Here is a 17,477-nt window from a genome sequence, read left to right on the forward strand (position 1 = left end):
CGGACGCCGCGCAGCAGGTGCCCGCGCAGGAGGCGCCCGAGGAGGTGCGGCCCGCGGGCCGGCCGCAGGCCAACGCGCGCTTCTCCAGCCGCAAGGGCCCCTCGACCCCCGAGCAGGAGGCCGCCGAGGCGGCCCTGCGCCAGATGTGGGAGCACTTCAAGGCCACCGGCGACGCCGTGGTCCGCGAGAAGCTGATCCTGCACTACTCGCCCCTGGTCAAGTACGTCGCCGGACGCGTCGGCGTCGGCCTGCCCGCCAACATCGAGCAGGCCGACCTCGTCTCCTACGGGATCTTCGGCCTCATCGACGCCATCGAGAAGTTCGACATCGAGCGCGCGATCAAGTTCGAGACCTACGCCATCTCCCGCATCCGCGGCGCCATCATCGACGAGCTGCGGGCCATCGACTGGATCCCGCGCTCGGTGCGCAGCAAGGCCCGCGAGGTCGAGCGCACCTACGCGGCCCTCGAGGGCGAGCTGCACCGCACGCCCACCGAGGCGGAGGTCGCCGAGCGCATGGGCATCGCCCTGGGCGACCTGCACCAGATCTTCAGCCAGGTCTCCTACGTCAACGTCGTCGCGCTCGACGAGCTGCTCAGCGTCTCGGGGGAGAAGGGCGACAAGCTCTCCCTCGTCGACACGCTGGAGGACACCCGCGCCGAGGACCCGGTGCAGGCCTTCGAGGGCGAGGAGACGAAGTTCCTGCTCTCGCGGGCCATCAACCAGCTGCCCGAGCGCGAGAAGATCGTCGTGACCCTCTACTACTACGAGGGCCTCACCCTGGCCGAGATCGGCCGCGTGCTCGGCGTCACCGAGTCCCGCATCTGCCAGATGCACACCAAGGCGGTCCTGCAGCTGCGCGGCAAGCTCAGCGACGTCCGCTGAGACCGCCGCTGGGCCCGCCCCCGGGTGCGCCCAGCGGCAGCAGCACCGGCGGGCCGGCCGGCGCCAGCAGCGCCAGGGGGTCCAGGTAGCGCTCGCCGTCGCGGGCGCCCAGGTGCAGGCACGGCACGAGGCAGTGCGCGGACCCGGGAGCGCCGGGCGCCGGGACGTCGGCGACCCGCTGCCCCGCCCGCACCGCCGTGCCCGCCGGCACGGGCGCCGCGACCGGTTCCAGCGTGCTGCGCAGGCCGCCCGGGTGCGCCACGACGACGACGACGCGCCCCGCGACCGGGCCGGCGAACGTCACCACCCCGTCGTCCGGGGACAGCACCGCCCCGCCGGGCCGGGCGGCCAGGTCCGCGCCGCGGTGGCCCGCCTCGTAGCGGCCGACGTCCTCGAAGGCGCGCAGCACCGCCGGCGGCCCGGCCAGCGGCCACGTCCAGCGCGCGGCCACCGCGGTGGCGGGCGGGCCGGCCACCGCGGGGCCGGGGCCGAGCGCTGGTCCGGGGCCGGGACGGGGGACGGCGGCGGGCGCGAGCGCCAGCGCGGCGGCCGCCACGACCGGCAGGGCGACGCGGGAGAGGGGCACCCGGCCAGGGTGGTGGGCCGCGCACCCCGCCGCCGGGCGCGCGCCGGGCCCTGTGGAGCACCGGTCCCACGCCCGTCTGGGGACCCGCCCGCGGGTCCCGCGCCCGGCCGCGACCCCGCACGCCCCCCGGCACGCCCCCCCGGCACGCCCCCCGCGTCCGCAGCGGTCCGCCCCCGGGCCACCCCGGTCCGCCAGGATGCCGGGGTGAGCACCAGCGACCCCCTCGTCCGCACGGTCGCCGCGGCCGACGGCACGCCCCTGGCCACCTACGCGTGGGAGCCCGACGGCCCGGACGCCGGACGCTCCGGGGGCGCCCCCGTCGTCGTGGCCGTGCACGGCTTCGCCTCCAGCGCCGACGCCAACTTCGGCCGCACCGGGTGGACGCGCGACCTGACGCGCGCCGGCTTCCGGGTCGTCGCCCTGGACCAGCGCGGTCACGGCGCCAGCGGCACCCCGCACGACCCCGGCGCCTACGGCATGGACGTCCTCGTCGCCGACGTCCTGGCCGTGCTCGACGCCCACGGGGTCGAGCGCGCCCACTGGGTCGGCTACTCGCTGGGCGCCCGCGTCGGCTGGCAGGCCGCCGTCCAGGCCCCGGGCCGCGTGCTGAGCGCCGTCCTGGGCGGTATCCCCGACGGGGAGCCGCTGGAGCGCTTCCAGGTGGAGCAGGCGCGCGCCTTCGTCGAGCGCGGCGAGGAGGTCACCGACCGGATCACCGCCGCCTACCTGACGATGGCCGAGTCGGTGGCCGGCAACGACCTGCGCGCGCTGGTCGCCCTCGTGGAGGGGATGCGGGGGACCAGGCAGCCGGACGCCGCCTCCCCGCCGCGCCAGCCGGTGCTGTTCGCCACCGGCAGCGAGGACGGCATCCTCGAGCGCTCGCGGCGGCTGGCCGCCGCGGTGCCGCAGGGCTCGTTCTTCGAGGTGCCGGGACGGCACCACTTCAACGCCCCGACGTCGCGGCACTTCCGCACCGCCGCCATCGACTTCCTCACCGAGGCCCCGGAGGAGCCCGTCCCCGCGGAGGGCGGCGCCCCCGCGCACCGGCCGGTGCCGCCGGAGCTGGCCCGCTCGTGGCTGCTGGTCCCGGCGCTGGACGACCTCGAGCGCGCGGTCCGCGCGGGCGCCGACGCCCTCGTGCTCGACCTGGAGGACTCCGTCGACGCCTCCCTCAAGGACCGCGCCCGCGAGGCCGTCGTGGCGCACCTGCGCGGCGGCGGCACGGCGTGGGTGCGGGTGAACGGCCGCGGCAGCGAGCACTTCTCGCGCGACGTGGACGCCCTGCGCGGGCTGCCCGGGCTGGCGGGCGTGTGGCTGAGCAAGACCGAGTCGGGCACCCAGGTGACCGAGACGGCCGACCGCCTCGGCGGCGAGGTGCCCGTCGTCGCCCTCGTGGAGTCCGCGCTGGGCGTGGAGGCGGCCGTGGAGATCGCCCGGGCCCGCGGGTGCCTGCGGCTGGCGTTCGGCAACGCCGACTACCGGCTGGACACGGCGACGGGCGCCAGCGACGCGGCGATGGCCTACCCGCGCTCGCGGCTCGTGGTGGCCAGCCGCATCGCGGGTCTGCCCGGCCCGGTCGACGGGCCCACCACGAGCCCGGGGCGCGCCGCGCTGCGCGAGGCGTGCGAGGTGTCGGTGCAGCTGGGGCTGACCGGCAAGCTGTGCCTGGAGGCCGCCCAGGTGGAGGTGGTCGAGGAGGTGCTCAGCCCGACCCGTGCGGACGTGGCGTGGGCGCGCCGCTTCCTGGCGGACTTCGACGCCCGCGGGCGGGTGGTGCGCGACGGCGGCGACCTGCCCCGCCTGGGCCGGGCCGAGCGGATCGAGCGGCTGGCCCGGGCCTACGGCGTGGCCGCGGACTGAGCCGGCTCGCGCTCGGCGGGGCGCTCCTGCGCGTCCACCGGCCCGGCGTCGACCATCCAGGGGGTGCCGAAGCGGTCGGTGCACTGGCCGAACCAGTCGCCCCAGGGGGCCACGGCCAGAGGGACGTCCTCCCGTCCGCCCTCGGCGAGGCGGCGGTACCAGCCCAGGACGGTGTCGACCTCGTCGGCGTCGGCGGTGGTGAGGGCGACGGCGAACCCGGCCATCGGCGGCGCGGGCACGCCGGTGGGGGCGTCGGAGGCCATGAGGACCTTCCCGTCGGGCAGCGTGAGCTGCCCGTGCATGAGCCAGTCCGCCTCCTCGGCGACCTCGACGGGCATGCCGCCCTCGGCGAAGGTCATCAGGTCCAGCTCCCCGCCCAGCACGCCGCGGTAGGCGTCCAGCGCCTCGCGGGCCGTGCCGCGGAAGGTCAGGTAGGGGTTCAGGGTGTGCGCCACGGGGTCCTCCCCGGTCGGTGGTGGACGGGACGACGGGTGGACCCGCGCCGGGCCCCGGACTCATCGGCCCGGCCGCACCGGCGGTGGGTACTCAGCGGCGCGGGGACGCCCCGGCGCAGCGCACGCACTGCTCGGCCCACGGCCGCACGGCCAGCCGCTCGGTGCCCACGGGCCCGCCGCAGGTGCGGCAGGTGCCGGCGCCGGGGGAGCCCAGGCGCTCCAGGGCGGCGTCCAGGGCGGCCAGCCGAGCGCGCACCTGCTCCAGCACCGCGGAGGTCTGCGCCCGCTCGAAGGCCGTGGTGGAGCCCTCGGGGTCGTGCTCGTCGTCCGCCCCGGCGCCCGCGGCCGCCTCGACGGCGCTGGCCAGCTCCCGCTCCAGCGCGGCCGCGAGCTCCAGCGCCCCGCGCCGCTCGGCCTCCAGCACCGCCCGCGCGCCCTCCGCGCTCCCGGAGGCGCTCGCGTCCGCGCTCACGGCCGCAGCACCTGCAGCCGCTCCACCGCCTCGTGCAGCACGGCGTCGGACTTGCAGAAGGTGAACCGCAGCAGCGGCCGCACGGCCTCGGCGGCCGCCGAGCCGGGCGCGCAGAAGGCCGCCACGGGCACCGCCACGACCCCGGCCCGCTCCGGCAGCGCCCGGCAGGCGGCCACGCCGTCGTCCCAGCCGAGCGGGCGGGCGTCGGCGACGGCGAAGTACGTCCCGCGCGGCACGTCGACGGCGAAGCCGGCCGCGCGCAGGCCCTCCACGAGCAGGTCGCGCCGGCGCGCCAGGTCGGCCGCGAACCCCGTGAAGAACTCCCCGGGCAGCGCCAGGGCCGCGGCGACGGCCGGTTGGAAGGGACCGGCGTTGACGTAGGTGAGGAACTGCTTGACGGTGCGCACGGCCGCCACCAGCTCCGCCGGCCCGGTGACCCAGCCGACCTTCCAGCCGGTCACCGAGAACGTCTTGCCGGCGCTGGATGCCGTCAGCGTCCGCTCGGCCATGCCCGGCAGCGTCGCGAGCGGCACGTGCCGGGCGCCGTCGTAGACGAGGTGCTCGTAGACCTCGTCGGTGAGCACGAGCGCGTCGTGCTCGACCGCCAGGCGCGCCACCTCCGCCAGGTCGCCGGCGTCCAGGACGGTGCCGGTCGGGTTGTGGGGGGTGTTGAGCAGCACCAGCCGGGTGCGCGCCGAGAACGCCGCCCGCAGCGCCGCCCGGTCCAGCCGGAACCCCTCGCGCACGTCGCCGCCCGCGGGCACGAGCGGCACGGAGCGCTGCACGCCCCCGGCCAGGGCCACGACCGCGGTGTAGGAGTCGTAGGCGGGCTCGAGGACGACGACCTCCTCGCCCGGCTCGACGAGCGCGAGGACGGCCGCGGCGACCGCCTCGGTCGCGCCCGCGGTGACGAGGACCTGCGTGCCCGGGTCCAGCTCGAGGCCGTACCAGCGCCGCTGGTGCTCCGCGACCGCCGCCAGCAGCTCGGGCGCGCCGGTGCCGGGCGGGTACTGGTTGCGCCCGCCGCGCACCGCGGCGACGGCGTCCTCCAGCAGCGAGGGCGGGCCGTCGGCGTCGGGGAAGCCCTGCCCGAGGTTGACCGCGCCGGTGCGCAGCGCCAGCGCCGTCATCTCGGCGAACACCGTGGGCCCGAAGCCCCGCATGCGCCGCACCACCGCCGGTCCGCGCCCGGCGCCGGCGAGGGCGCCGGCCGCCGCGGTCACCGCCCCGGGGGCGTCGGCGCGACCGGGGTCGAGGCTGCTGCTCACGGGCCGTAGACTACGAGGGCACCTCGTGCGCGTCGTGGCCGTCGGCACCGCCGGCGGCCGTCCACGGGCGGGGTGACACCGCGCTCCCCACTCCCCGCGCGACGCGGGGGTCGCGTCCCACTCGGTCCGCCCGTCCGGCGGCGGGACGCCGTCGGGGGGCCAGGCGCGGCGGGCCACCCGGTCCGCGGCGGAGAACCGATCGGCCCCGTCCGGGGCCGGCACGAGGAGGACCACCCGTGGCCGTCGTCACGATGCGCCAGCTGCTCGAGTCCGGTGTGCACTTCGGGCACCAGACGCGCCGCTGGAACCCCAAGATGAAGCGCTTCCTGTTCACGGAGCGCAACGGCATCTACATCATCGACCTGCAGCAGTCGCTGTCGTTCATCGACCGCGCCTACGACTTCGTCAAGGAGACCGTGGCCCACGGCGGCTCGGTCCTCTTCATCGGCACGAAGAAGCAGGCCCAGGAGTCCATCGCCGAGCAGGCGCGCCGCGTGGGCATGCCCTACGTCAACCAGCGCTGGCTGGGCGGCATGCTCACCAACTTCTCCACCGTCTCCAAGCGGATCGCGCGCCTGCGCGAGCTCGAGGAGGTCGACTTCGACGACGTCGCCGGCTCGGGGCTCACCAAGAAGGAGCTCCTCGTCCTGCGCCGCGAGAAGGAGAAGCTGGACAAGACGCTCGGCGGCATCCGGGACATGACCAAGGTGCCCTCCGCGGTGTGGATCGTGGACACCAACAAGGAGCACCTCGCCGTCGACGAGGCGAAGAAGCTCAACATCCCGGTCGTCGCGATCCTCGACTCCAACTGCGACCCGGACGACGTGGACTACAAGATCCCCGGCAACGACGACGCCATCCGCGCCGTGACGCTGCTGACCCGCGTCGTGGCCGACGCCGTCGCCGAGGGCCTGCAGGTGCGCCACGGCGGCCGCCCCGACTCCGACGCCGAGCCCCTGGCCGCGTGGGAGCAGGACCTGCTCGCCGGCGGCGAGGACCTGCAGTCCGGCGGGTCGGAGTCCACCGCGACCGCCGCGACCGCCGGTGAGCCCGAGGCCGCCGCGGCCGAGGCCGCGACCGGCCAGGACGCCGAGACCGTCGCGCTCTCGGGCGACGAGCCCGCCGAGGCCCCGTCGGAGACCGTCGGCGCCTCCACCCAGGCCTGAGACCCCAGGTCCGGACCGCCGACGCCCCGGGCTGCCCGCAGCCCGGGGCGTCGGCGCGTCCGCGCCGCCCCGCCCGTCCCCAGGACACCCCACCCCCAGGAAGGACCGACCGTGGCTGCGTACACCGCCGCTGACGTCAAGGCGCTGCGCGAGAAGACCGGCGCCGGCATGCTCGACTGCAAGAACGCCCTCGTGGAGTCCGACGGCGACGTCGAGAAGGCCATCGAGCTGCTGCGCATCAAGGGCCAGAAGGGCGTGGCCAAGCGCGCCGACCGCGACGCCTCCAACGGCCTGGTGGCCGTGCACACCGAGGGCGGTCTCGGTGTCATGGTGCAGCTGAACTGCGAGACCGACTTCGTGGCCAAGAGCGAGGGCTTCCAGCAGCTGGCCCAGCAGGTCCTCGACCAGGCCGTGGCCGTGGGCGCGACCGACGCGGAGTCCCTGCTGGCCTCCGACCTCGGCGGCCGCACCGTGCAGCAGCTGCTGGACGAGGCCAACGCGACCATGGGCGAGAAGATCCTCGTCCCGCGCGTCGCCCGCGTGGAGGGCGCGCACGTCTCGGCGTACCTGCACCGCACCGCCACCGACCTGCCCCCGACCATCGGCGTGCTCGTCGCGCTGGACGGTGCGCAGGAGGAGGTCGGCAAGGACGTCGCGATGCACGCCGCCGCGATGAGCCCGACCTACCTGCGCCGCGAGGACGTGCCCGCCGAGACGGTCGAGAGCGAGCGCCGCATCGCCGAGGAGACCGCCCGCGAGGAGAACAAGCCCGAGGCCGCCATGGCGAAGATCGTCGAGGGCCGGGTGAACAGCTTCTTCAAGGACAACGTCCTGCTGGAGCAGCCGTTCGCCAAGGACCCCAAGACGACCATCACCAAGCTGCTCGCCGGGGCCGGGGTGAACGTCACCGCCTTCGCGCGCTTCCGCGCCGGCGCCTGAGCACGCTCGACGGGGTGGGGGGACGCACGTCCTCCCACCCCGTCCGCGCGTCCGGGCCCGCAGCCCCGCCGCCCCCCCCGGACGGCCTACCCCCGCGGTCACCGACCGTGACCGCGGGGGGTGCGGTGCGGCACACTGCCCACCGCCCGCCCCGCGCCGACCGCGCGGGCAGCGCCCACCCAGCGCCCCCAGCGCCCCCAGCGCCCACCCCGCGCCGACCCCGAGGAGCCCCCGCGTGCCGGAGACCACCGAGCCCGAGCTGACCGTCGACCTGGACGCCGGCACCCTCGAGCCCAAGCCGAAGTACCGCCGGGTCCTGCTCAAGCTGTCCGGGGAGTTCTTCGGCAACGGCTCCGTCGGCGTGGACCCCGACGTCATCGCCCAGGTCGCCCGCGAGATCGCCGGCCCCGTCAAGCAGGGCGTGCAGGTCGCCATCGTCGTCGGCGGCGGCAACTTCTTCCGCGGCGCGGAGCTGTCCCAGCGCGGCATGGAGCGCACCCGCGCCGACTACATGGGCATGCTGGGCACGGTGATGAACTGCCTGGCGCTGCAGGACTTCCTGGAGCAGGCCGGCGTGGACACGCGCGTGCAGACGGCCATCACGATGGGCCAGGTCGCGGAGCCGTACATCCCGCGCCGCGCCATCCGGCACATGGAGAAGGGCCGCGTCGTCATCTTCGGCGCCGGGGCCGGCCTGCCGTACTTCTCCACCGACACCGTCGCCGCCCAGCGCGCGCTGGAGGTGCGTGCCGACGCCGTCCTCATGGCCAAGAACGGCGTCGACGGCGTCTACACCGGCGACCCGCGCAAGGACCCGGCCGCCACGAAGATCGACACCATCACCTACGCGGACGCCCTGCAGCGCGGCCTGCGGGTCGTGGACACCACGGCCTTCAGCCTGTGCATGGACAACGGCCTGCCGATGGTCGTGTTCGGCATGGAGGGGCAGGGAGTGGCGCGCGCCCTGCGGGGTGAGAGGATCGGCACGCAGGTGACCGCGGGCTGAGGCCCGGTCCGCCCCGGCGGGGCGCCGCAGGACCGCACGGCAGGACGAAGGGACCAGGCGTGATCGACGACACCCTCCTCGAGGCCGAGGAGAAGATGACCAAGGCGATCGACGTCGCCAAGGAGGACTTCGGGAGCATCCGCACCGGGCGCGCCAACGCCGCGATGTTCCACAAGATCCTCGTCGACTACTACGGCGCGCCCACGCCGCTGCAGCAGCTGGCCTCCTTCCAGATCCCCGAGGCCCGCTCGGTCCTCATCACCCCCTTCGACCGCGCGGCGATGGGCGAGATCGAGAAGGCCCTGCGCAACTCCGACCTCGGCGCCAACCCGAGCAACGACGGCCAGGTCATCCGCGTCGTGCTCCCGCAGCTGACCGAGGAGCGCCGCAAGGACTACATCAAGCTGGCGCGCACCAAGGCCGAGGACGCGCGCGTGTCGGTGCGCAACGTGCGCCGGCGCGCCAAGGAGGAGCTCGACCGCATCGTCAAGGACGGCGAGGCCGGCGAGGACGAGGTCGCGCGCGCCGAGAAGGAGCTGGAGGCGACGACCAAGAAGTACGTCGACGAGGTCGACGTGCTGCTGAAGAACAAGGAAGCGGAACTGCTGGCGGTGTGAACGCCCCGGCAGCCGCCCCGGCGCGGCGGGCAGGTCGCAACCTGCCCGTCGCGATCGGCATGGGGCTGGGCATGGGCGGGGTGCTCCTGCTCAGCCTCTTCGTGCACCCCGTCGGGTTCGTCGTCCTGGCGTCCGCGGCCGTCCTGTACGGCACGGTGGAGGTGGCGCGCGCCTTCCGCGCCCGCCACCTGCGCGTGCCCACCCTGCCGCTCGTGGCGGGCACCCTGGCGATGCTGCCGGGCGCCTACCTCGACGGCGGGCAGACCCTCTTCGTCGGCTACGCGCTGACCGTCCTGGCCCTGGTCGTCTGGCGGGTGGTCGTCGGCGGCGGCGACCACGGCACGCCGGTGCGGGTGCCGCCCGTGCGCGACGTGGCCGGCGGGGTCTTCACCGCCACCTACGGGCCGCTGTGCGCGGGGTTCGCGATCCTCATGCTCAGCGCCTCCGACGGCCCGTGGCGGGTCCTGCTGTTCATCCTGCTCGTCGTCGGCAGCGACATCGGCGGGTTCGCGGCCGGGGTGCTCTTCGGCCGGCACCCGATGGCCCCCTCGGTCAGCCCGAAGAAGTCCTGGGAGGGCTTCGCCGGCTCGCTGGCGGTGGGCGCGGTCGCCGGTGCGGTGGCCCTGCCGCTCATGCTCGGCGGCACCTGGTGGGGCGGGGTCGTCCTCGGCCTCGTCGCCGTCGCGGTCGCCACCCTGGGCGACCTGTCGGAGTCGATGCTCAAGCGGGACCTCGGCATCAAGGACATGGGCACCCTGCTGCCCGGCCACGGCGGGGTGATGGACCGGCTGGACTCGCTGCTGCCGGCCGCGCCCGTCGTGCACCTGCTGCTGCTGGCGCTCGTCGGCGGCTGAGCCGCGGCGGCCCCGCGAGGGCCCGGGGCGGCCCGCAGCGCCCTTACCATGGGAGCACCATGCCGAGCGACGCCCCCGCCCTGGACCAGCAGCCCACGAGCGACCCCGTCCGCGAGCCGCTGCCGCTGGCCCCCGCCGGTCCGGGCGCGCTCGTGATGAAGGCCCCCCGCCGGGGCAAGCCGCCGCGGCACTTCGCCGACCTGGAGCCGGCCGAGCGCGGGCCCGCCCTGGCCGAGCTGGGCGAGAAGCCGTTCCGCGGCAAGCAGCTGGCCACGCACTGGTTCGAGCGCCTCGTCGACGACCCCGAGGAGATGACGGACCTGCCGGCCGCCAGCCGCCGGCGGATCGCCGACGCGTTGCTGCCGACGCTGCTCACCCCGGTGCGGACGCTGAGCGCCGACAGCGGGAAGACCGTCAAGACGCTGTGGCGCCTGCACGACGGCGCCCTCGTGGAGTCGGTGCTCATGCGCTACCCGGGGCGCAACACGCTGTGCCTGTCCAGCCAGGCCGGCTGCGGCATGAACTGCCCGTTCTGCGCCACCGGCCAGGCCGGGCTGACCCGCAACCTGTCGACCGCCGAGATCGTCGAGCAGGTCACGGCCGCGGCCCGCGCCCTGGCGCGCGGGGAGGTCGCCGGCGGGCCCGGGCGCGTGAACAACGTCGTCTTCATGGGCATGGGCGAGGCGCTGGCCAACTACCGCTCGGCGGTGGCCGCGCTGCGCCGCCTCGTGGCGCCCGCCCCCGACGGCCTGGGCATCTCCGCGCGGCACGTGACGATGTCGACGGTGGGCCTGGTCCCGGCGATCGACCGGTTCGCCGCCGAGGGGATCCCGGCGACCCTGGCGCTGAGCCTGCACGCGCCCGACGACGAGCTGCGCGACGAACTGGTGCCGATCAACACCCGCTGGAAGGTGGGCGAGGCGCTGGACGCCGCCCGCCGCTACTTCGAGGCGACCGGGCGCCGGGTGAGCATCGAGTACGCCCTCATCCGCGACGTCAACGACCAGGCGTGGCGGGCGGACCGGCTGGGCAAGCTGCTCAACGCCCGCGGCCGCGGCTGGGTGCACGTCAACCCCATCCCGTTGAACCCGACGCCCGGCTCGAAGTGGACCGCCAGCGACCCGGCCGTGGAGCGGGCCTTCGTGGAGGCCCTGGAGGCCCGGGGCGTGCCGACGACGGTGCGCGACACCCGCGGCAGCGACATCGACGGCGCGTGCGGCCAGCTGGCCGCCGTCGCCCCCGTCGAGCCGGCGTCCTGAGCGGGGCCCGGGTGAGCGCGACGACGCGCGCCGAGGCGCTGGCCGACCTGCTGGCCGACCGGCCCGCCCGGGTACCGCGCCTGCGCCGCGGCTACCGGCTGCAGGACGTCGACGCCTTCCTCGACCACGCCGCCCGCACCGCGGCACCGGGGCGGCTGACGTCGGCGCAGGTGCGAGCGGTCGGGTTCGGCGCCCAGTTCGGCGGCTACGACACCGCCGCCACGGACGACGTGCTGGCGCGCCTGGAGGACGTCCTGGCGCTGCGCGAGCGCGACCGCGCCCTGGCCGGCGGTCACGAGCGCCGCTGGGCCGAGCGCGCCGCGGGGCTGTCGGCCGCTGTCCGCGGCCGGCTCGGCGAGCCGGCCGGGGAGCGCTTCCCCCGCGCGGGCGGGCTGCGGCGCGGCTACCGCCCGGCCGACGTCGACGCGCTGTGCGACCTGGTCGCCGCCCACCTGGACGGCGGGTCGCGCCTGAGCGCCGACGACGTGCGCGCGGCGCTGTTCCGCCCCGCGCGCGGCCGCCGCGCCTACCGCGAGGCGCCCGTGGACGCCTGGTTCGACCGCGTCGTGGAGCTCCTGGTCGCCTTCGAGCGCTGAGGGGCGCCGGCCGGCCCGGGAGACCGGGCCGGCGCCGGTCTCAGCGGGGGACGACCACGTCCACCGGCCGCCCCGTGCGCGCCGACTCGGTCGCCGCCTCCATGAGCGCGACGCTGCCCAGGTTGTCGCGGCCGGTCACGTCGGGCGCGGGGCCCCCGCGCACGGCGGCGGCGAACTGCTGCAGGCCCGCCGAGCGCCCCCACACCGGCATCGGCTCCAGCGGCACCACGTCCGGCTCCCCGCCGGCGGGGTGCAGCACGACGACGTCGCCCTCGAGGGCGTCCTCGCCGCCGGAGCGGGTGGCGAAGGAGATCGAGCCCAGCTCGCCGGTGATGTTCCACTCCCCGCCCCACGGGGTGTCGGCGCCGCGGCTGACCCAGCTGCCGCGGTAGCTGACGACGACGCCGTCGCTCATCTCGACCGTGACGACGGCGGCCGCGGGCTCGCGGTAGTTGCTGAACGGCGGGTTGGACGCCACCGCGTGCACGCGCACGGCCTCCTGCCCGGTGACCTGCCGCAGGGCGTCGAAGTGGTGGATCGCCATGTCGTGCAGCAGCGGGTGGGGGAAGCGGTAGTGCCCGTAGGTGTCGGCGGGCGCGTCGTTGTCCCACTTGCGGAAGTCGACGTCGATGGCGCCGACGCGGCCCAGCGCCCCCTCGGCCAGCAGCCGGCGCACCGCGCGCGGCGCCGGGTAGGCGCGGTAGTTCTGGCTGACCTGCAGCACCAGGCCGAGCTCCTCGGCCCGGCGCACGGCCGTGGCGGCCTCCTCGGCCGTGGAGGCGAACGGCTTCTCCACCAGGACGTGCTTGCCCGCCTCGAGCGCCTGCAGCGCGAGGGGGACGTGGGTGGTCACGGGCGTGGTCAGCAGCACGCCCTCGCACTCCACGGCCGCCAGCGCGTCGGCCAGCGTCGTGAAGCACACCTCGTCGGGCAGCTCGAGCGCCTCCTGCGCCGCGCGCAGGGTCGGCTCGTGCGGGTCGACCACCGCCGTGCGGCGGACCTCCCGGACCGGGGGGATCGCGTTGCGCTCCCAGTCGCCGCCCCACCCGCCCAGGCCCACGTGGACCACGGGGACCGTCACGTGCCGCACCTCCGTCTCGCGCACCGCCGCCCCGCCGTCGGGGCCCGGCCACCGTACCGACCGCCCGCTCGCACGCCGACGCTCACCCCCACGGCGGCACCGACCCCAGGACGCGGTCGACGGCGACGGCGATCACCACGCGCCGCGGGTTGGGCCGCGGCTCCCGGTAGCGCCGGGCGTAGCGGCGCTCACCCTCGGCGACGTCCTCGGGGGAGTCCAGCACCCGCGCCGGCCCCTCCAGCGCCAGCCAGCGGCGCCCGTCGACCTGCGCGAGGACGGCCCGCGAGCCGTGCGCGACGTTGCGGGCCTTGCGCGAGGGGCCGGAGGTGATGACCCGCGCGGTGGAGGTCTCCTCGTCGAAGGTGAACCCGACGGCCACCACGTGGGGCGTGCCGTCGGGGCGCAGCGTCGTCAGCGTCGCCAGGTGCCGCTCGCGCAGGAACTCCAGCGCGGCGGGCGGCAGGTCGTGCGGGTCCAGGGCCACAGCGGCGACCGTACGCGCGGCCCGCGCCCGCCGGGGGAGCGGGGCGCGGGCCGGGCGCGGGTCGCAGCCCGGTCAGGGGCGGGCGGCGGCCGCCTCGTCGAAGGCCGTGCGGGCCTCGGCGCCCAGCCGGGGCCCGTACAGGACCGTCGCGTCGTCCTCGTAGGCGAAGGAGGTGACCGAGGTGACGGTGCCCTCGCCGGTGGCCGGGTCGAAGCCGGAGAGCCACGGACCGCCGCTGGCGCCGCCGCCCAGGGTGCAGTTCGTCGCGCCGTCGGTGGAGCCGCGCAGGTCGGCGAAGCGCAGGCCGCGGCAGAACTGCAGGGTCCGCCCGTCGCTGGTGCTCGACGCGGCCGGGTAGCCGAACACCGTCACCCCGTCCAGCGGTGCGTCGAAGCCGACGGGGTGGGCACCCACGGTCGCGGCCAGGGTGCGGCCGGCGCGGGTGCCGACGACCGCGAAGCCGACGTCGAAGTTCAGCCCCGGCGGGGTGCTCTGCTCCCGCGAGGCCCAGGAGGCGGTCGTGAACGTGCTGCGAGCGGGCCAGCGCCCGAACGGCTCGGCGCCGCCGCGCAGCCCCGGGACAAAGACGACGTTCTCCGAGGGGCGTCCCCCGGAGGTGACGCAGTGCCCGGCCGTCATGACGACGCTCTCGTTGGCGGCGCGCACGCTGGTCCCGGAGCAGACGAAGTCCTCACCGGCCCGGGTGAAGTACAGCCGGCCGACCCGCTGGGTGACCGCTCCGCCGGCCGTCCAGGCGGTGGCACGCGTGACGGGGGTCGCGGCGGCCTGCGCGACGGGCCGCCCGCGGCGCGGGACGGCCTCGCCCGCGGTGAGCGCGGGGGTGGCGTCGGCCAGGGGCCGGGGAGCGGCCTGCGCGGACCCGCCGGCCGGCGCCTGCGGCAGCAGGTCCGCGGTGGCCGCGGGCGCGACGTCGGCGGGGCGGGCGGCGGCCATCCGCTCGGGCGTCCAGTACTCCGCCGCGGCCTCCTGCCCGGCCTGGCCGGTGGTGCTCAGGAGCGACGCCGACGGCGCTGCCGCCGCTGCGGGAGCGGCCGCGGCGGCGGCGGGTGCCACCGGCAGCAGGGCCAGGCCCGCGGCGAGCGAGAGGGGCGCCGCCAGGCCGGCGGTGCGGCGGCGCGGGGCGTTCTCGGGCATGGGCGGCACGTCCTTCCGGTGGGCTCCGGGCCACAGTCTGGCGGACGTCCGGCCCTGTCCGGTCCGCACCAGCACCGCACCAGCACCGCACCGGTGTCGCACCGGCGTCGTGGCGGGAGCGTGGCGGGACGGTGGCGGGGCGCGGGGCGGCCCGCGCGGGCGGGGACGGGCTGTGAGGATGGGCCGGTGAGCGACGCGCCGCACCCCGCCCCCGCCGACAGCCCCCCGGGCGCCCCCGGGGCTCCGACCGGCGGCCCCCGCGAGGTGGTCCTGCTGGGCAGCACCGGGTCGATCGGCACGCAGGCGCTGGAGGTGGTGGCCGCCGCCCCGGAGCGCTTCCGGGTGGTGGCCCTGGCCGCCGGCGGCGCGGACACGGGCCTGCTGGCCCGCCAGGCCCTCGAGCACCGGGTGCGCGCGGTCGCCGTGGCCCGCGAGGAGGCCCGCGGGCCGCTGCTGGAGGCGCTGCGCGCGCTGGCGGGCCCGGGGACGCCGCTGCCGGTGGTCCTGGCCGGGCCGGGCGCCGCCACGGAGCTGGCCGCGCACCCGTGCGACGTCGTCCTCAACGGCACCACCGGCTCGGTGGGCCTGGGGCCGACCCTGGCGGCGCTGCGCGCCGGCCGGGTGCTGGCGCTGGCCAACAAGGAGTCCCTGGTGGCCGGCGGTCCCCTCGTCATCCGCGCCGCCGCGCCCGGGCAGGTGGTGCCGGTGGACTCCGAGCACTCGGCGCTGGCGCAGTGCCTGCGCGGCGGCTCGGCCGGCGAGGTCGCCCGGCTCGTGCTCACCGCCTCCGGCGGCCCGTTCCGCGGCCGCCGCCGCGAGGAGCTGACCGCGGTGACGCCGCAGCAGGCCCTCGCGCACCCCACCTGGTCGATGGGCCCCGTCGTCACGACGAACTCGGCGACCCTGGTCAACAAGGGCCTGGAGGTGATCGAGGCGCACCTGCTGTTCGGCGTCGGCTACGACCGCCTCGACGTCGTCGTGCACCCGCAGTCGGTGGTGCACTCGATGGTCGAGTTCACCGACGGCTCGACGCTGGCGCAGTGCTCCCCGCCGGACATGAAGCTGCCCATCGCGCTGGGCCTGGGCTGGCCCGACCGCGTGCCGGGCGCCGCGGCGGCCGTCGACTGGTCGCGCGCGGCCACCTGGGAGTTCGAGCCGCTGGACGGCGAGGCGTTCCCCGCCGTGGACCTGGCCCGGGAGGCCGGCCGGCGCGGCGGGACGGTGCCGGCCGTCCTCAACGCCGCCAACGAGGAGTGCGTGGCCGCCTTCCACGCCGGCGCCCTGCCGTTCCTCGGCATCGTCGACACCGTCGCCCGCGTGGTCGGCGAGCACGAGCCCGGCGGCGGCCCCCGCGACGTGGCGGACGTGCTGGCCGCGGAGGAGTGGGCCCGGGCGCGCGCCCGCGAGCTGACCGGCGCGCTCGCGTGAGCGGCGCCCTGCTGGTCGTCGTCGGCGTGCTCGTGGCCGCGCTCGGCGTGGCCGTCTCGATCGCGCTGCACGAGGTGGGGCACCTGGTGCCCGCGAAGCGGTTCGGCGTGAAGGTGACGCAGTACATGGTCGGCTTCGGCCCGACGCTGTTCTCGCGCCGGCGCGGGGAGACCGAGTACGGCGTCAAGGCGATCCCGCTCGGCGGCTACATCCGCATGATCGGCATGTTCCCGCCCGCGCCGGGCGCCGACCCGCACCGGCTGCGCGCCTCCAGCACCGGCCGGTGGGCCCTCATGGCCGAGGAGGCCCGCCGGGCCAGCTTCGTGGAGATCGGCCCGGGCGAGGAGCGGCGCACCTTCTACCGGCTGCCGGTGTGGAAGCGGATCGTGGTCATGGCCGGCGGGCCGCTGATGAACCTGCTGCTGGCGCTCGTCCTGACGGCGCTGGCGCTGTCGGCCATCGGGACGCCGCAGACCACGACGCGGGTGGCCGCCGTCAGCCAGTGCCTGCAGGCGGTCACCGACGCCTCGGGGGAGTGCTCGGCCGACGACCCGCTCGCGCCGGGCGCGGCCGCCGGCGTCCTGCCCGGCGACGAGGTCGTGGAGTTCGACGGCGTCGCGGTCACCTCGTGGGCGCAGCTGTCGGGCCTCATCCAGGTCGGCGCCGGGCGCGAGGTCCCGCTGGTGGTCGAGCGCGACGGGCAGCGGGTGGCGCTGCGGGTGACGCCGGTGCTGACCTCGCGGGCGGCTCCCGGCGGTGGGACGGAGCAGGTGGGGATGCTCGGCATCACCAGCCAGCTCGCCGTCGCGCGCCTGCCCGTCGCGGAGGTCCCCGGCCTGGTCGCCGACCAGGTCGAGGCGGTCGCCGGGATCGTGGTGCGCCTGCCGCAGCGCCTGTACGACGTCGCGCAGGCCGCCTTCGGCAGCGCCGAGCGGGACCCGAACGGCCCGATCGGGGTCGTCGGGGTGGGCCGGATCGCCGGCGAGCTGAACGCCCTGCCCGCGGTCATCCCGGGCGACGAGCTGGCCGAGCGCACCTCGCGGCTGCTGACGCTGCTGGCCGGGCTGAACGTGGCGCTGTTCGTCTTCAACCTCGTGCCGCTGCTGCCCTTCGACGGCGGGCACATCGCCGGCGCGCTGTGGGAGGCGCTCAAGCGGGGTGTGGCGCGCCTGCGCCGGCGGCCCGACCCGGGGCCGGTGGACGTGGCCAAGGCCATGCCCGTGGCGTACGCGGTCTCGGTGCTGCTCATCGGGATGTCGGCGCTGCTGCTGTACGCGGACGTGGTGCGGCCCGTGCAGATCGGGTGAGGGCCGCCCTCCTCCCCGCAGGACGTCCGGCGGCGTGTCGTGGCGGGGTCCGCCCGGTGC

General features: G+C 76.7%; 18 protein-coding genes and 1 pseudogene. 12 read left to right on the forward strand and 7 right to left on the reverse strand.

From position 1 onward, the window contains the following. Window positions 1-17: 17 nt before the first annotated feature. Window positions 18-884, forward strand: coding sequence for an RNA polymerase sigma factor WhiG (whiG, locus tag ACRYMY_RS06615; protein WP_432546502.1), 867 nt, complete (start codon window positions 18-20; stop codon window positions 882-884). Here the strand turns inward: whiG and ACRYMY_RS06620 are convergent. Continuing rightward, complete coding sequence (locus tag ACRYMY_RS06620; protein WP_432546472.1) at window positions 868-1,470, reverse strand: peptidoglycan DD-metalloendopeptidase family protein; 603 nt, start codon at window positions 1,468-1,470, stop codon at window positions 868-870. The two genes, whiG and ACRYMY_RS06620, sit on opposite strands and share 17 nt — an antisense overlap. A 324-nt stretch (window positions 1,471-1,794) precedes the next feature. On the opposite strand from ACRYMY_RS06620, the pseudogene ACRYMY_RS06625 reads away from it, so the two are divergent. After that, window positions 1,795-2,409: pseudogene (locus ACRYMY_RS06625) on the forward strand (alpha/beta fold hydrolase); the annotation flags it as partial. Window positions 2,410-2,520: 111 nt separating this feature from the next. Further along, window positions 2,521-3,330 carry an HpcH/HpaI aldolase/citrate lyase family protein gene (locus tag ACRYMY_RS06630; RefSeq protein ID WP_432546503.1) on the forward strand — a complete coding sequence of 270 codons (810 nt, stop codon included), beginning with the start codon at window positions 2,521-2,523 and terminating at the stop codon, window positions 3,328-3,330. On the opposite strand, the gene ACRYMY_RS06635 is transcribed toward ACRYMY_RS06630, so the two are convergent. The 3 genes from ACRYMY_RS06635 to ACRYMY_RS06645 all read right to left on the reverse strand — a co-directional run bounded on the left by ACRYMY_RS06635 (window position 3,309) and on the right by ACRYMY_RS06645 (window position 5,525). After that, window positions 3,309-3,785, reverse strand: a complete 477-nt coding sequence (locus tag ACRYMY_RS06635) for a VOC family protein (protein ID WP_432546473.1) — start codon at window positions 3,783-3,785, stop codon at window positions 3,309-3,311. The genes ACRYMY_RS06630 and ACRYMY_RS06635 overlap by 22 nt on opposite strands. A 91-nt stretch (window positions 3,786-3,876) precedes the next feature. Beyond that, window positions 3,877-4,257: a TraR/DksA C4-type zinc finger protein gene (locus ACRYMY_RS06640; RefSeq protein ID WP_432546474.1), complete on the reverse strand. Its 381-nt coding sequence runs from the start codon at window positions 4,255-4,257 to the stop codon at window positions 3,877-3,879. Further along, window positions 4,254-5,525 (reverse strand): pyridoxal phosphate-dependent aminotransferase, encoded by a 1,272-nt coding sequence (locus tag ACRYMY_RS06645; protein WP_432546475.1) that lies wholly within the window; start codon window positions 5,523-5,525, stop codon window positions 4,254-4,256. Before ACRYMY_RS06645 ends, ACRYMY_RS06640 begins: the two co-directional genes overlap by 4 nt. Before the next feature lie 236 nt (window positions 5,526-5,761). Between ACRYMY_RS06645 and rpsB the strand changes: the two genes are divergently transcribed. The 7 genes from rpsB (at window position 5,762) to ACRYMY_RS06680 (ending at window position 11,962) form a co-directional block, all read left to right on the forward strand. Beyond that, window positions 5,762-6,691 (forward strand): 30S ribosomal protein S2, encoded by a 930-nt coding sequence (gene rpsB, locus ACRYMY_RS06650; RefSeq protein WP_432546476.1) that lies wholly within the window; start codon window positions 5,762-5,764, stop codon window positions 6,689-6,691. Between the two features lie 111 nt (window positions 6,692-6,802). Beyond that, window positions 6,803-7,630, forward strand: a complete 828-nt coding sequence (gene tsf, locus ACRYMY_RS06655) for a translation elongation factor Ts (RefSeq protein ID WP_432546477.1) — start codon at window positions 6,803-6,805, stop codon at window positions 7,628-7,630. Between the two features lie 259 nt (window positions 7,631-7,889). Continuing rightward, complete coding sequence (gene pyrH, locus ACRYMY_RS06660; protein ID WP_369053031.1) at window positions 7,890-8,636, forward strand: UMP kinase; 747 nt, start codon at window positions 7,890-7,892, stop codon at window positions 8,634-8,636. A 59-nt stretch (window positions 8,637-8,695) separates the two neighbouring features. Then, on the forward strand, window positions 8,696-9,253 hold the full coding sequence (gene frr / locus ACRYMY_RS06665) for a ribosome recycling factor (protein ID WP_432546478.1): 558 nt from the start codon (window positions 8,696-8,698) through the stop codon (window positions 9,251-9,253). Further along, window positions 9,250-10,107 carry a phosphatidate cytidylyltransferase gene (locus ACRYMY_RS06670; protein WP_432546479.1) on the forward strand — a complete coding sequence of 286 codons (858 nt, stop codon included), beginning with the start codon at window positions 9,250-9,252 and terminating at the stop codon, window positions 10,105-10,107. Before frr ends, ACRYMY_RS06670 begins: the two co-directional genes overlap by 4 nt. Window positions 10,108-10,166: 59 nt before the next feature. Then, window positions 10,167-11,366: a dual-specificity RNA methyltransferase RlmN gene (rlmN, locus tag ACRYMY_RS06675; RefSeq protein WP_432546480.1), complete on the forward strand. Its 1,200-nt coding sequence runs from the start codon at window positions 10,167-10,169 to the stop codon at window positions 11,364-11,366. Between the two features lie 11 nt (window positions 11,367-11,377). Next, window positions 11,378-11,962 (forward strand): DivIVA domain-containing protein, encoded by a 585-nt coding sequence (locus ACRYMY_RS06680; protein ID WP_432546481.1) that lies wholly within the window; start codon window positions 11,378-11,380, stop codon window positions 11,960-11,962. A gap of 40 nt (window positions 11,963-12,002) precedes the next feature. Here the strand turns inward: ACRYMY_RS06680 and ACRYMY_RS06685 are convergent, their stop codons facing one another. The 3 genes from ACRYMY_RS06685 to ACRYMY_RS06695 form a co-directional block, all read right to left on the reverse strand. Beyond that, on the reverse strand, window positions 12,003-13,043 hold the full coding sequence (locus ACRYMY_RS06685) for a Gfo/Idh/MocA family protein (RefSeq protein ID WP_432546482.1): 1,041 nt from the start codon (window positions 13,041-13,043) through the stop codon (window positions 12,003-12,005). A gap of 82 nt (window positions 13,044-13,125) precedes the next feature. After that, window positions 13,126-13,527, reverse strand: coding sequence for a TIGR03618 family F420-dependent PPOX class oxidoreductase (locus ACRYMY_RS06690; RefSeq protein WP_432546483.1), 402 nt, complete (start codon window positions 13,525-13,527; stop codon window positions 13,126-13,128). A 72-nt stretch (window positions 13,528-13,599) separates the two neighbouring features. Beyond that, complete coding sequence (locus ACRYMY_RS06695) at window positions 13,600-14,682, reverse strand: trypsin-like serine peptidase (RefSeq protein WP_432546484.1); 1,083 nt, start codon at window positions 14,680-14,682, stop codon at window positions 13,600-13,602. A 186-nt stretch (window positions 14,683-14,868) separates the two neighbouring features. Between ACRYMY_RS06695 and dxr the strand changes: the two genes are divergently transcribed. Next, on the forward strand, window positions 14,869-16,110 hold the full coding sequence (dxr, locus tag ACRYMY_RS06700; protein ID WP_432546485.1) for a 1-deoxy-D-xylulose-5-phosphate reductoisomerase: 1,242 nt from the start codon (window positions 14,869-14,871) through the stop codon (window positions 16,108-16,110). After that, entirely contained in the window at window positions 16,107-17,417 is a 1,311-nt protein-coding gene (locus ACRYMY_RS06705; RefSeq protein ID WP_432546486.1) for a M50 family metallopeptidase, read from the forward strand. The genes dxr and ACRYMY_RS06705 overlap by 4 nt, the downstream gene beginning before the upstream one ends. The last annotated feature ends 60 nt before the right edge of the window (window positions 17,418-17,477 follow it).

The sequence above is a fragment of the Kineococcus haloalkalitolerans genome (assembly GCF_050871905.1).
Lineage (GTDB): Bacteria > Actinomycetota > Actinomycetes > Actinomycetales > Kineococcaceae > Kineococcus.

What these genes read in the sequence shown, in the direction of transcription:
- rlmN (WP_432546480.1), top strand. Translation starts at nt 10,167, where the DNA reads ATGCCGAGCGACGCCCCCGCCCTGGACCAGCAGCCCACGAGCGACCCC.
- ACRYMY_RS06695 (WP_432546484.1), bottom strand. Translation starts at nt 14,682, where the DNA reads ATGCCCGAGAACGCCCCGCGCCGCCGCACCGCCGGCCTGGCGGCGCCC.